Source organism: Kouleothrix sp. 19917 (genome assembly GCF_057073505.1).
On sequence record NZ_CP097099.1, the window covers coordinates 2,340,112 to 2,352,954 of the forward strand.

Below are 12,843 nucleotides of genomic sequence, written 5' to 3' on the forward strand. Positions count from 1 at the left end.
GCGCGCCCGGCCTCACAATCGCCAAGACGTTTTCTTCGCTTCATAGCTGGGCTTTTATGACCGACATTTTCACCCATCGTATCGAAATCTATACCGCCAGCCTGTTGATCGCCGGCTCGTACGATCTGACGATCTACCGCCGCGTCAGCGACGCCGTGAATGGCGAGCAGCGCCGCTTTCTGCCGCTGCGCGACGCCACAATTGCGCCGTTTGCGCGGGCGCAGCAGGTGCAGCGCGTGCCGAGCCTGCTGGTCGATCGCGGCGACGCGCTGCTGATTGCCACCGTGGCCGAAGCCGCCGCGCCCGAGGGCTACCCGCGCGACGAGCAGCTGCGCGGCGTGGTGCCCGTCACAGCGATGCTGTTCACCGAGGCGTTTGTGGTGCGCGGCACCATGCACAAGCGCCCCGACCTTGCGCTGCCCGAGGCGCTTGAGCGCATCACCGACGATTTTGTGCCGCTGAGCAATGTGCAGATCTTCCCGCTGCTGGGCGGCATTGCCCCGATTGCGCGCGATTTCGCGGCGCTGGCGCTGGCCAGGATTGTCGCGCTGTACGAAGTTGGTGCACCCGCACCGGCCGCGCCACCAGTGCCGCCAGCCGTTCCGGCCGAGGCGCTGGAAGAGAACAGTGTGGATGGAGCGGTGTAAGCGCCTTTTACCACGAAGACACGAACACACGAAGAATTTAAAGGCGTTAGGATTCGCAAGAATTTGGCGTCCGAATACGATAAAGACCACCAGGAGTATCGAGCTTTCCTGGTGGTCTTTGGTTTTTCTGTGGCTCGGTTTATGTTCTGCGCGCCGCGCGCCGGGCTGCCAGCCGCCGGTACAGCCAGAACATCAGCACCGCGAACAGCAGCACCAGCAGGAAGGCCACCACCGGCAGGATCACCGCCAGCACCGACAGCACCAGCGCGCTGGCGTCTTCCATGAAGCTAATCACCGGGTTTGCGACGCCCGCCGTGGTGACTGTGGCGAGCGGGCGGGCGGTGGCGCGCGCGCTGTGTGTGGCCCCAGCAACCAGAATGCCACAGATCGCCGCCAGCAGCGGGCTAACTGTGCCGTTCGCGCTGTTTGCCGAAAGGAACAGGATTGCGCCGGCCACAGGCGCGATCAGCAGGCCAGCCGTGTGCAGGACATGATCAACCGCCGGGATTTTATCGCCAATGAAGTCGATCAGCGCCAGCACTGCGATGATTAGCAGCACGACCGGGTGGGTCAGCAGGCGGTAGGTTCCGTCGAGCTGAATGAGGTTGGTATAGCGCGCCAGCAGGCCCACGGTGAGCAGCGGCAGGTAGGCGTTCAGGCCCGCCGCCGTTGAGAGGCCAAAGGCCGAAAGAAGACTCGTGATCGCGTTCATTGGCAGGCTCCATCTGGCGGTGTGATATCACAATTCGCACAGGAAAGACGCTGGTTCCGCCCGATATGTTGCACGCGCCGTGCCGCAGTTATAGTAGGCAGTAGGCAGTTGGCAGCCGGCGCTCGAAAACTGGAACGGTAGGCTAAAACTTTACCACCAAGACACCAAGACACCAAGATTTTATTTCGCTCTTCTTGGTGTCTTGGTGTCTTGGTGGTTACTGTCGGCTTTTTTAGGGCGCGCCGTCTTTCAGCCAGCGCTCGATCAGCTGGCGGGCGATGCTGAAGGGCGGCGGCAGCTCGGGCAGAGTGTCGCGGGTGAACCAGCCCGCGCCCACCAACTCGTTCGTGTCGACGACGATCTCGCCGCCGGCGTAGCGTGCCATATAGCCCACCATCACCTGATGCGGGAAGGGCCAGGGCTGGCTGGCGATATAGCGAATGTCGGTCAGGTCGACGCCAACTTCTTCGTGCACCTCGCGGGTCACGCATTCCTCGAAGCTCTCGCCCGGCTCGACAAAGCCCGCCACCAGGCCGTAGCGCCGGCCCCAGCCATCTTTGGTAGTGAGCAGAATGCGCTCGCCGTCGTGAATCAGCACAATCGTGGCCGGGCTGGCGGGTGGGTAGATCGCGTAGCCGCAGTTCGGGCATTTCTTGCCCCAGCCGTCGTTCGCGACCATGGGCGTGGCGCAGCTTGCGCAGAAGCGGCTGGTGCGCTGCCAGTAGAGCAATTGCGCGGCGTAACCGAGCATGCTGGCAACTTCGGCGTCGGCCAGGCCCAGCGCCGCCCGCAGGTTCAACGCGCGCCAGCCTTCGGGCAGCGGGTGCTCGGCCGGCACACTCCCGACCAGCACGGTCGTCCCTGTGTGCGCGCCCAGCAAAAACGACGTTTCGACCTGAACTTCATCGGGCTGCTGGGCGGTGCCGGGGAGCAGCGCGGGCGGCGCATCGGCGCGGGCGAGCACATCTGCGCCGTGAAACACAAGCCACTGGGCGGTGCCATCGGCGGGCTGGGTGGGCGGGTAGAGGCGCTGGAAACTCGGTGTTGTCATGCGATCCTTGCCATTCAGTTGAGTGCAGACCAGGCAGCGTGCCCGGCGCCGACAGCAAGTGCGTAGCGCAAACCTCCGGGCCGCACTACGCACTCATTTTCAGGGTGGTTCGGTTGTGGGAGCCAGGCAGCCTTATACTACCACTGTCTCCTGATACACGCCAAACTGCTCGCGCAGCACATCGCACATCTCGCCAACAGTGGCATAGGCGCGCACGCAATCGAGCAACGCCGGCATCATGTTGACGTCGCCAGCGGCGGCCTCGCGCAGCGCTTCGAGCCGCTGCCGCACCAGATCGTTGTCGCGGGTGGCGCGGACACGGTTCAGGCGCGCAAGGTGGCGCGCTTCGCCTTCGCGGTCCATCTCAAGGATTGGCACTTCCAGCGGCGCGTCGACCACGTACTTGTTCACGCCAACGATCCCGCGCACATGGCCGTCGATCTCCTGCTGGTAGCGGTAGGCGGCGTCGGCAATTTCGCGCTGGAAGTAGCCGTTGCGAATGGCCGCAATCACACCGCCCTGGCTCTCGATCTGGCGGAAATACTCAAGGCACTCGCGCTCCATCTGGTCGGTCAGCGCCTCGACAAAGTACGCGCCGCCGAGCGGATCGACGGTGTTGGTCACGCCACTTTCTTCCGCAATAATCTGCTGCGTGCGCAGCGCGATGGTCACGGCTTTCTCGCTTGGCAGCGCCAGCGCCTCGTCGAGCGAGTTGGTGTGCAGGCTTTGCGTGCCGCCCAGCACGGCGGCCAGCGCCTGAATGGCCGTGCGAACGACGTTGATCTCGGGCTGCTGGGCGGTGAGCGATGCGCCAGCGGTTTGCGAGTGGAAGCGCAGCCACCACGCGCGCGGGTTCTTCGCGCCAAAGCGCTCGCGCATGGTGCGCGCCCACACGCGCCGGGCGGCGCGGTACTTGGCAATTTCCTCAAAAAAGTCATTATGCGCGTTGAAGAAGAAGGAGATGCGCGGCGCAATCGCGTCGACATCGAGCCCGCGCGCCACCGACGCTTCGATATAGGCGATGCCATCAGCCAGGGTGAAGGCCAGCTCCTGCGCGGCGGTGCTGCCCGCCTCGCGGATGTGGTAGCCGCTGACCGAAATCGGGTTCCACTGCGGCACGTGCTGCGCGCCAAACTCAAAGGTATCGACGACCAGGCGCATGCTCGGCTCGGGCGGGAAGATATACTCGTTCTGCGCGATGTATTCCTTGAGAATGTCGTTCTGGGTCGTGCCGCGCAGGGCGCCCCAGGGAATGCCACGCTGCTCGGCCACCACCAGATACATTGCCCAGATGATCGCGGCGGGCGAGTTGATCGTCATCGAGGTGCTGACGACGTCGAGCGGCAGGCCGTCGAGCAGGATTTCCATGTCGGCCAGCGACGAAACCGCCACGCCGCACTTGCCGAACTCGCCCTCGACCAGCGGGTGGTCAGTGTCGCGCCCATAGAGCGTTGGCATGTCGAAGGCGATGGACAGGCCGGTTTGGCCTTGCGCGAGCAGGTATTTGAAGCGGGCATTGGTTTCTTCCGCGCTGCCGAAGCCCGCAAACATGCGCATGGTCCACAGCTTGCCGCGGTAGCCGGTTGGGTGAATGCCGCGCGTGAAGGGGAACTCGCCGGGCAGCGCCACCGAGCCGAGGTAGTGCTCGCGGCGCGCTTCCTCACCCTCGCCCAGATCGAGCGGCGTGTACAGGCGGTTGATTGGTTCGCTGGATGTGGTGATAAACGCCGCGTCGCGCTCGGGGGCTTTGCGCAGCGCCGGGGCCAGCGTCTGCTGCTCCCACAGCGCGTAGGCCTCACCGATCTGATCGCTTGACTCGAACATCGTCGTTCTCCTCTCTCAGAAGCAGAAAGGCGAAAGACAAAGCACGGTTGCGCGCGCCATTGCCTTTCGCCTTGTGTTGCCGGTCGTCAGGGTTTATTCGCCGCCAGTGACCTCGTCGCCGGGGCCGGGCGGCCAGCTGCCGAACATCAGGCCAAACACCCCGCCAAAGATCGCGCCGAACACCAGCGCCGGGATGTAGTTGTGGGTGGTGGTGGCCAGCAGGCCGGTGACGATCATAAAGAATACCGCGCCACCAATAACCTTGAAAAGGCGCGGAATGGGCTTGCGGGCCGGGGCAGCCGGGCGTGCCGCCGGGCGCGGGGCAGCAACCGCAGCCGGGGCAGCCGGCTTGGGCGCAGCCGCCGCAGCCGGGGCCGCAGCAGCCGCAGGTGCGGTTGCTGCCGGGGCAGCATCGCCGCCCTTGGCCGCGTTCGCCGCGCGGATGGCCGCCAGCCGTGCCGCCTTGTCGTCGGACATGTTGGCGCCAGCGGCGGCCGGAGCCGCAGCAGGTGCAGCCGCCGGGGCAGCATCGCCGCCCTTAGCCGCGTTCGCCGCGCGGATGGCCGCCAGGCGGGCCGCCTTGTCGTCGGACATATTTGTTCCAGCCGCTGCGGGGGCGGCGGCCGGCGCGGGAGCCGGGGCCGGCTCGGCTACAGGCTCAGGCGCGCCATCTGCGGCGGCCTTTGCGCGGTTCGCGGCGCGAATGGCCTCGAGTCGCGCCTTTTTCTCGTCAGCGTCTGGCATGGACAATCCCTCGTCAGAATAGCGAATACAGAAGTAGACTGCCTGGAGCGTACCGGTGCCACGTTACAAGGCGGAACACGCGCTAATTACCAACAAAGCCACCTAACACATGCCGCCCAATCACCACGCGCAAAATCTCGGATGTGCCTTCGCCAATCGTCAGCAGCCGCTGGTCGCGGTACAGCCGCTCGACCGGATATTCCTGGCTGTAGCCATAGCCGCCAAATACCTGGATGGCGTCGCGGCAGGTTTTCTCGGCCACCTCCGAGGCGTACAGCTTGGCCATTGCGGCCTGCTGGCTGAACGGCCGGCCCTGGTCTTTCAGCCACGCGGCCTGGTAAATCATCAGCCGCGCCGCCGCAATGCCCGTGGCCATATCGGCAACCATATTCGAAATGGACTCGAACGCGCCGATTGGCTTGCCAAATGCGGTGCGCTCCTTGGCGTAGGCGGCGGCGGCTTCGTAGGCCGCTTGGGCCAGGCCAATCGCCATCGCGCCAATGCTGATGCGCCCGCCGTCGAGCACCTGCAAGAACTGGTTGAAGCCGCGCCCGCGCTCGCCAAGCAGGTTTTCGCGCGGCACCCGCACGTCTTCCAGCATTATCGCGGTGCTTACCGAGCCGCGCAAGCCCATCTTCGGCTCGTGCTTGCCGAACGTGAGGCCCGGCGTGCCACCCGGCACAACAATCGCGCTGATGCCGTTCTTGCCCTTGTCCGGGTCGGTCATGGCGGTGAAGATGATATGCCCGGCCAGCGGGGCATTGGTGATCCACATCTTCGCGCCGTTCAGCACCCAGGTATCGCCGTCGAGCCGGGCAGTTGTGCGCGTCGCGCCCGCGTCCGATCCGGCGTGCGGTTCGGTCAGGCCGAATGCCGCAATATATTTCCCTTCGGCGGCGGGCTTCAGGAAGCGCTGCTTTTGCTCTTCGCTGCCAAACAGGAAAATTGGCGCGCTGCCCAGACCCATATGCGCCGCATATGCCAGCGCCGTCGAGCCACAGGCCCGCGCAACTTCTTCAACTGCAATCGCCGCGCTCACGCTATCGGCGCCAGCGCCACCGTAGGCCTCGGGAAACGGAATGCCCATCAGCCCGAGCTGGCCCATTTTGCGGAAGGTTTCGGCGGGAAACTCGCCGGTCTCATCCACATGCCGCGCGTTTGGGGCGATTTCCTTCGTTGCGAATTCGCGCACCGCCTGGCGAATCAGCTGCTGCTCGTCGGTGAGATCAAAGTTCATGCGTCCTCCGCGCCGACATCATTGTCAGCGTCCGTCGGCGACAGTATACCATATTTTTCACAATCGCCACGCGCCGCGCTGCGATGCCAGATCTTCATACCGAAGGCGATTGGATTTCGCTCACCACTTCGAGCAGTTCGGTGTGCGTAAACGGCTTGCGCAGCACCGGAAGCTTCGATTCTTTAATAAAGGTGTCGGTATTCATGCTGCTGATATCACCAGTCATAATCACCACACGCGAGGCCATGGACGGCATGTCGTTGCGCAAATGGTGGTAGAAGGTGCGGCCATCCATGTCGGGCATGCGAATATCGCACAGCACCAGATCGAAGGGCTGAGTGTGAAGCAGGCTCAGGCCCGCCGCCGCGCTCAGCACGCTATTCACCTGGTAGCCCGCGCGCGAAAGCAGACGATTGACAAGGTCGGCAATTGCTGGCTCGTCGTCGATCACCAGCACGCGGCGCGGCAGGTCGAGCAGCATATCGTCGGCGGTGCCATTGTGCATTGGGTTGGGTGCAGGCAGCACAATGCGGAAGGTTGTGCCCATGTTTGGGCGGCTGCCAACTAAAATCATACCTTCGTGCTGGGTGACAATTGCGTTGGCGATTGCCAGGCCCATGCCTGTGCCCTGCCCGGGCGGGCGCGTTGTCACAAAAGGCTCGAACAGGCGGTTGAGCACCTGTGATGCCAGGCCGGGGCCATTATCGGCCACATCAATGATCACCAGGCTCTCGCCCAGGCCTTCTTTTGGCGCGCGCTGCAAGTTGGGCAGCACATCGGGCTCGGCGGGCGGCTTGGTTGCGGTATACAGGTCGATCAGAATTTGCCCGCTCGGGCGGTCGCGCAGGGCTTGTTCGGCATTGATCAGCAGGTTCAGCACCACCTGCTGAATCTGCGGGCCATCGACCCACACGCGCGGGACATTGCTTTCGTAGGTGACATGCAGGCCAATGTCGCTGGTGCGAAAGGTGCTGCGCCGCAGATCGAGCACGCGTTCGATCAAATCGCTCGGGCTGTGCCAGTCGAACTCGATCTTGTCGTGGCGCGCAAATGTTACCAGGCTCTGCACCACGCGGCGGCCACGTTGGGTGGCGGCAATAATCTGCTGCACCGCCCGGCGGTCGTCTTCATTGCTGAATTCGGGCAAAAGCTCGGCATTGCCCAGAATAATCGCCAGCGGGTTATTTAACTCGTGCGCAACACCCGCTACCAGCTCGCCTAACGATGCCATTTTCGAGGCCTGAATGAGCTGTGCCTGCGTCGAGCGCAGCTTCTCGTAGGCAGTTTTCAGCTCGTCGTGCTGCCGCTCAAGCGCCACAAGCGTTTCGGCGCGGGTCTGCTCGGCCTTGCGAATGCGCAGCAGCGCGCGCGCGCGGGCCAATAGCTCTTCGTTGTGGAAAGGCTTGGTGAGGTAATCGTCCGCGCCGGCCTCGAGGCCAGCAATGCGCTCGGCCAGGGTAGAGCGGGCGGTGAGCATCAGAACCGGCAGAAACACATCGCCCGAAAGAGTTTTGATCTTGCGGCAGACCTGATCGCCAGGCAGGTCGGGCAGCATCCAATCGAGCACAACCAGATCAACCGGCGCTTTTTCAAGCTGTGCAAACGCCGATTTCGCGGTGCTCACGGTGATGACATCATAGCTGGCATCGCGCAGGAGCACACTAATAGGGCGATGTGCTAGTTAAAATGGTTTGACATTCGAGCCTCCAGGTGCTACAGAGAGACTCTCTGACGGTCAGCTCTTTCACACCTGGAGGATTGTGATGATAACCGATTTCGATGACTTTGTGACGTGCATGTACGTACTAATTGACGACATCTGGCTCCAGATTCGGCATCTCTATCCGCGACCCGGTCCCGAGCCAGGCTGCTCGGATGCCGAACTGATCACCATGGCGATTGTGGGCGAATGCCGCGAGTGGGACAAGGAAACCAATCTCATTGGCGAATGGCGCAACTACACCCATCTGTTTCCCGTTCAACCCGAACGCTCGCGCTTCAATCGACGTCGACGCAACTTGATGGCCGCAATCAACCATATTCGTCTGATCACGCTTGCCGTGATGGATGTCGCCCAGGATACGCACTGCGTGATTGATAGTCTCCCGATCGAAGTCGTTCAGTTCCATTTGGTACCATCGTCTTCGGGTGATTGGGACGCCTATGGTGCAACTTATGGCCGCTGCCCGACCAAGAAACGAACGATCTACGGCTATCGGCTCAATCTGCTGGTCACCGTCGGCGGCACGATACTCGACTTCGAGTTGATGAGCGCCAATTGTGATGAGCGTGATGCCGCTCGTGACCTGCTTGAAGACAAACGTGACCTGACCGTGATTGGCGACAAAGGCTTTATCAAAGCCGAACTGGCCAAAGAGTTGCTCGAACGCTGTGGCATACGATTGCTGACCTTGCCGCGAGCCAACCAGAAACAGCAGGTGTCGTCTGAGGTGCGCCGATTGCTCAACCAGGTGCGCCAAATCATCGAAACAGTGAATGGGCAATTGACTGAGCAGTTTCAGATTGAGAGCAACCACGCGCATAGTTTCTGGGGCTTGTGCGCACGGCTGTACACCAAGCTGACCGCTCACACGCTGTGCATCTATATCAATCGCTTGCTCGGCAACCCAGACTGGTTGCGTATCAAGCAACTTGCTTTTCCGACCTGAGTTTTAACTAGCACATCGCCCTAATAAGCTTCGCGATGTGAAAGTTATCTTCGACGACGAGAACACGAATGGCGTTTTTCATTGGCTTTGTGTGCTACCCGCGCGAATCTCTGGCGGCAAGGATGGCGGCACGACGCGAACAGGTGACAAGTCTCCTTATTGTATCACAGCATCCAAGCTTCGTTCATTCTTTTCTCACTTTTTGCCCGGGCTCGGCGGCGGTTCCGTGGTACAATGCCCGCCATGACACACGCGCTCCACTTTATCGATACCCATATGCATCTGAATGCCGCAGAGTTCGATTCCGATCGCTCCGCGACATTGGAGCGGGCGCTAACCGCCGGCGTTGTGCGCATGGTCGAAGTGGGCTACGACCGCGAGTCGTCGCGCGCTGCGGTGCGCCTGGCCGAAACCAGCCCGCGCATCTATGCGGTGGTGGGCATTCAGCCGCACTACGCGCTCGAAGCCGACGCAAGCTGGCTGGATGAAATTCGGCAGCTGGCCGCGCACCCCAGGGTGGTGGCAATTGGCGAGATCGGGCTCGATTACTACCACGACCGCGCCCCGCACGAGCTGCAAGAACAGCTTTTTCGCCAGCAACTCGGGCTGGCGCGCGAGCTGGGCTTGACGGTCGTTATTCACAGCCGCGACGCGCAGGCCGACACGGTGCACATCCTGAACGACGTGGCGCGTGGCCAGCCGGGCATCATGCACTCGTTTTCGGGCGATTGGGATTACGCGGCGGCCTGCCTCGACGTGGGCTTTTACCTGTCGTTCAGCGGCCCAGTGACGTTCGGCAAAGCGGTGGAGCTGCACGACGTTGCGCGCCGCGCGCCGCTCGACCGCATTCTGACCGAAACCGACAGCCCCTACCTCGCGCCACACCCACGGCGCGGCCGGCGCAACGAGCCAGCCCACGCCCGCATTGTGGCCGAGCGCCTGGCCGAACTGCGCGAGCTGCCGCTCGAAATGCTGAGCGCGGCGGTATGGCAGAATGCCTGTACGATCTTTCAGCTGGAATCCTGAGCCTGCGCCACGCGGGCATGTTGATAAAGGTTGACCCATGGTTGCAACCACTCGCGCTGCCAAGCCTGCGCTGCCCTGGTATATGCGCTGGAACCTGCCGGTGACCCTGCCGGGCGGCCTGCTCGCCGCGCTGATGGTCTGGTCGGTCACGCGCAGCATTGCCACCTCGAACTGGGCCGAAGGGCTTGGCATTTTGACTCTGGTGGCGCTGCCCGCGCTGGTGCTGGGGATTGTGTTTGCGCAGTTCCGCTGGCTGCCGGGCTGGCTGGCGCACCTGCTGAGCGCCGCGCTCGGGCTGGCCTGGGCGGTGCAGAACAGCGGCGCGCTACTGGTGCGCGAGGTTGGCCTCGAACTTGGCCCGGCAGTTGGCGCGCGTCTGCTCACCTGGGGCGACTGGGCCAGCGAGATTTTGATCCGCACCGCGATCTGGCTGCGCGTGCTGCAAGCCGGCGGGCGCGGCGAAGATATTGTGCTGTTTGTGGTGGCGCTCGCGCTGCTGATGTGGGCGCTTGGCTATGCCACCGGCTGGCTTCTGTTCCGCTCGGGGCGTGCGTGGACGGCGGTGGTGCTGAGCGCGCTGATTATTCTGATCAACTACACCTTTGCCTCGCCCAAGCCCAACCAGCTCTTCTTTATTTTCCTTGGCAGCGCGCTGCTCGTGGTCGTGCACCAGAACGTCGTGCTACATCAGCAGCGCTGGCAGCTGAACGCGGTGGAATACCCCGAGTTTATGCCGTGGCGCTTTCTGCTGGCGGCAACGCTGTTTTGCAGCGCGGTGGTGCTGATCACCAGCATTTTGCCCGGCACCGTGAGCAGCGCGCAGGTTGCGCGTGTGTGGCGAACCGTGAGCGCCCCGCTGAATGCGGCGCGCGCGGGCTGGGAAAACGCCTTCAGCACGATCAACGCGCCACCCGGCAGCGGCGGCGGCAGCTTCGCCACTGGCGCGGTGCGTGCGGGTGGCCCGCGCGCGCTGGGCGACGCCGAGGTCATGCGCGTGCGCTCGTCGAAGTACGATTACTGGCGCGCCGTGGCCAAAGATAAATATACCGGCCAGGGCTGGGATAACACCGTGGGCGAGCGCGCCCGCGCCGAGCTTGGCTTCACCACCGATATTCAGGCGCGCAGCCCGATCACGCCGAATGTGACTGTTCCGCAGGCCGATATTGCTGGCCGCCAGCTGGTGACCCAGACAATCGAGCTGGCCAACGATAACGGCAGCGACCTGCTGATCTTTGGTGGGCAGTTCGCGTCAGCAAACATTCCTGTGGCGATTCAGAATGGCGTGCTGGTGACGAATAATGGCAACGCCGTACCAAATTTCGATGAAACCTCGGCCATTTTTGCCGATACGCCCATCCAGGCCAGCACGCCGTTTACGGTTTCGGCCTATGTTTCAACGGTTGACGAACAGAGCCTGCGCCTGGCCGGCGATAACTACCCCGACTGGATCAAATCGCACTACTTGCAGCTGCCGCCGTCCGTCACCGACCGCACGCGCGCCAAGGCGATCGAGGTGACGCAGCAGGTCGGCGCGGTCAACCCTTACGACCAGGCCAAGGCCATTCAGGACTACTTGCGTTCATTGACCTATGACGAAACGCGCCCGCGCCCGCCCGAAAATGGCGACTGGGTCGACTATTTCCTGTTCACCAGCCAGCGCGGCTACTGCGACGATTTCGCCACCAGCATGGTCGTGCTGCTGCGCTCGCTGAATGTGCCGGCGCGGCTGGCGCAGGGCTATGCCGGCGGCTCGCTCGACCCGAAGCTGAACGCCTACATAGTGCGCGAAAGCGTGGGGCACAGCTGGCCAGAAGTGTACTTCCCTGGCTATGGCTGGCAGCGTTTCGAGCCAACGCCCGCTTCCTACGCAAGCGTACCCACGCGCCCGGCCCTGCCCCAGAATGACGTGGCCGACCCAGGTGGCGGCCTGACTGGGCCGCCGATCTCGCAGAGCGAAGCCGAAGATCGGCTGCGACGCCTGCTGGAAGAGCAGGAACTGCGCTCAAGCGGCTCGAACCTGAGCCTGGAAGACCTGCGGCGCGAGCAGGAAGCGCGCCAGGCCGCCGAGCGCACGCGCCAGCTGGCAATTGGTGGCGGGGTGCTGGCCGTGCTGCTGGCCGCCGCTGGCATTTTCCTGCTGATGCTGCGGCGCGAGGTGCAGGGGCTTTCGCCAGCAAACGCGGCCTACACGCGCCTGGCGCGCATGGCCGGCTGGGCGGGCCTGCCCTATACCGAGCAGCGCACGCCCTACGAGTATGGACGCGAGCTTGGCCGCGCCATGCCCGCCGAGCGCGACGCAATTGGGCGCATTGTAGATGCGTATGTGAGCGAGCGCTACAGCCCCGCACAGCGCGGCAGCGACGCATCGCTTGAGCAGGATTGGCTGAGCATTCGCAAGCCTTTGCTGGCGCGCTTATTCAGCCAAATCGGCGCGTCGGCGCGGCCCAAAAATATCGCCAGGGCGCGCGACCGCAAGAAACGTTAGGTATCTGTGCAAGAATAAGGCGAACGTTGCCAAAATCCGACGAAGACCCAACTATGACATTACCATCAATTGATGTCGCACCGCCACAAACAACCACCGACATCGAGCTTGTGGTTGCAAGTGATGAAGAGCTTGCGCGGCCCTACCGGGTGATCATCGAGAACGACGATGTGACGCCGATGGATTTTGTGATCCTGATCCTGCTGTCGGTGTTTGATCTCACGATTGACAAGGCCGAGGCTGTGATGCTGGAAGCACACTATCGCGGCGAGGCGCATGTCGTTACGCTGCCCTACGAGGAAGCGCACGACCGCGTGTACCACGCGCACGGCGCGGCGCGCGCGGCTGGCTACCCGCTGCGCTTCTACCTGGAGCCTGACGCATAGGCGCACAAAGCCATCAACCACAAAGGCACGAAGGCACGAAGACACGAAGAGCAAAAGCTAAT

11 protein-coding genes are annotated in these 12,843 nt (G+C 63.0%); 5 read left to right on the forward strand and 6 right to left on the reverse strand.

What is annotated here, in order from left to right; genetic code table 11:
- Window positions 1–56 precede the first annotated feature (56 nt).
- The gene (locus tag M1P90_RS09670; RefSeq protein ID WP_483702408.1) at window positions 57–647 is read left to right on the forward strand and encodes a hypothetical protein; all 591 of its coding nucleotides are present in this window, start codon (window positions 57–59) and stop codon (window positions 645–647) included.
- Window positions 648–786: 139 nt separating this feature from the next.
- On the opposite strand, the gene M1P90_RS09675 is transcribed toward M1P90_RS09670, so the two are convergent.
- From M1P90_RS09675 to M1P90_RS09700, 6 genes are all read right to left on the reverse strand, one after another.
- Window positions 787–1,359, reverse strand: coding sequence for a DUF4126 domain-containing protein (locus M1P90_RS09675; protein ID WP_483702409.1), 573 nt, complete (start codon window positions 1,357–1,359; stop codon window positions 787–789).
- 232 nt (window positions 1,360–1,591) lie between these two features.
- On the reverse strand, window positions 1,592–2,410 hold the full coding sequence (gene nudC / locus M1P90_RS09680; protein ID WP_483702410.1) for an NAD(+) diphosphatase: 819 nt from the start codon (window positions 2,408–2,410) through the stop codon (window positions 1,592–1,594).
- A gap of 132 nt (window positions 2,411–2,542) precedes the next feature.
- The gene (locus M1P90_RS09685; protein ID WP_483702411.1) at window positions 2,543–4,234 is read right to left on the reverse strand and encodes an acyl-CoA mutase large subunit family protein; all 1,692 of its coding nucleotides are present in this window, start codon (window positions 4,232–4,234) and stop codon (window positions 2,543–2,545) included.
- A gap of 93 nt (window positions 4,235–4,327) precedes the next feature.
- Window positions 4,328–4,978: a hypothetical protein gene (locus tag M1P90_RS09690; protein WP_483702412.1), complete on the reverse strand. Its 651-nt coding sequence runs from the start codon at window positions 4,976–4,978 to the stop codon at window positions 4,328–4,330.
- A gap of 82 nt (window positions 4,979–5,060) precedes the next feature.
- Window positions 5,061–6,215 (reverse strand): acyl-CoA dehydrogenase, encoded by a 1,155-nt coding sequence (locus tag M1P90_RS09695; RefSeq protein WP_483702413.1) that lies wholly within the window; start codon window positions 6,213–6,215, stop codon window positions 5,061–5,063.
- A gap of 94 nt (window positions 6,216–6,309) precedes the next feature.
- Entirely contained in the window at window positions 6,310–7,875 is a 1,566-nt protein-coding gene (locus M1P90_RS09700; protein ID WP_483702414.1) for a response regulator, read from the reverse strand.
- A gap of 103 nt (window positions 7,876–7,978) precedes the next feature.
- On the opposite strand from M1P90_RS09700, the gene M1P90_RS09705 reads away from it, so the two are divergent.
- The 4 genes from M1P90_RS09705 to M1P90_RS09720 all read left to right on the forward strand — a co-directional run bounded on the left by M1P90_RS09705 (window position 7,979) and on the right by M1P90_RS09720 (window position 12,781).
- The gene (locus M1P90_RS09705) at window positions 7,979–8,884 is read left to right on the forward strand and encodes an IS982 family transposase (RefSeq protein WP_483699052.1); all 906 of its coding nucleotides are present in this window, start codon (window positions 7,979–7,981) and stop codon (window positions 8,882–8,884) included.
- A gap of 243 nt (window positions 8,885–9,127) precedes the next feature.
- Window positions 9,128–9,910 (forward strand): TatD family hydrolase, encoded by a 783-nt coding sequence (locus M1P90_RS09710; RefSeq protein WP_483702415.1) that lies wholly within the window; start codon window positions 9,128–9,130, stop codon window positions 9,908–9,910.
- A gap of 37 nt (window positions 9,911–9,947) precedes the next feature.
- Complete coding sequence (locus M1P90_RS09715; RefSeq protein ID WP_483702416.1) at window positions 9,948–12,395, forward strand: transglutaminase domain-containing protein; 2,448 nt, start codon at window positions 9,948–9,950, stop codon at window positions 12,393–12,395.
- A 53-nt stretch (window positions 12,396–12,448) separates the two neighbouring features.
- A complete protein-coding gene (locus tag M1P90_RS09720) occupies window positions 12,449–12,781 on the forward strand; it encodes an ATP-dependent Clp protease adaptor ClpS (RefSeq protein WP_483702417.1) in 333 nt (110 codons plus the stop codon).
- Window positions 12,782–12,843 lie beyond the last annotated feature (62 nt).

What these genes read in the sequence shown, in the direction of transcription:
- M1P90_RS09690 (WP_483702412.1), bottom strand. Translation starts at nt 4,978, where the DNA reads ATGCCAGACGCTGACGAGAAAAAGGCGCGACTCGAGGCCATTCGCGCC.
- M1P90_RS09710 (WP_483702415.1), top strand. Translation starts at nt 9,128, where the DNA reads ATGACACACGCGCTCCACTTTATCGATACCCATATGCATCTGAATGCC.
- M1P90_RS09675 (WP_483702409.1), bottom strand. Translation starts at nt 1,359, where the DNA reads ATGAACGCGATCACGAGTCTTCTTTCGGCCTTTGGCCTCTCAACGGCG.
- M1P90_RS09695 (WP_483702413.1), bottom strand. Translation starts at nt 6,215, where the DNA reads ATGAACTTTGATCTCACCGACGAGCAGCAGCTGATTCGCCAGGCGGTG.
- M1P90_RS09715 (WP_483702416.1), top strand. Translation starts at nt 9,948, where the DNA reads ATGGTTGCAACCACTCGCGCTGCCAAGCCTGCGCTGCCCTGGTATATG.
- nudC (WP_483702410.1), bottom strand. Translation starts at nt 2,410, where the DNA reads ATGACAACACCGAGTTTCCAGCGCCTCTACCCGCCCACCCAGCCCGCC.
- M1P90_RS09720 (WP_483702417.1), top strand. Translation starts at nt 12,449, where the DNA reads ATGACATTACCATCAATTGATGTCGCACCGCCACAAACAACCACCGAC.
- M1P90_RS09670 (WP_483702408.1), top strand. Translation starts at nt 57, where the DNA reads ATGACCGACATTTTCACCCATCGTATCGAAATCTATACCGCCAGCCTG.
- M1P90_RS09685 (WP_483702411.1), bottom strand. Translation starts at nt 4,234, where the DNA reads ATGTTCGAGTCAAGCGATCAGATCGGTGAGGCCTACGCGCTGTGGGAG.
- M1P90_RS09705 (WP_483699052.1), top strand. Translation starts at nt 7,979, where the DNA reads ATGATAACCGATTTCGATGACTTTGTGACGTGCATGTACGTACTAATT.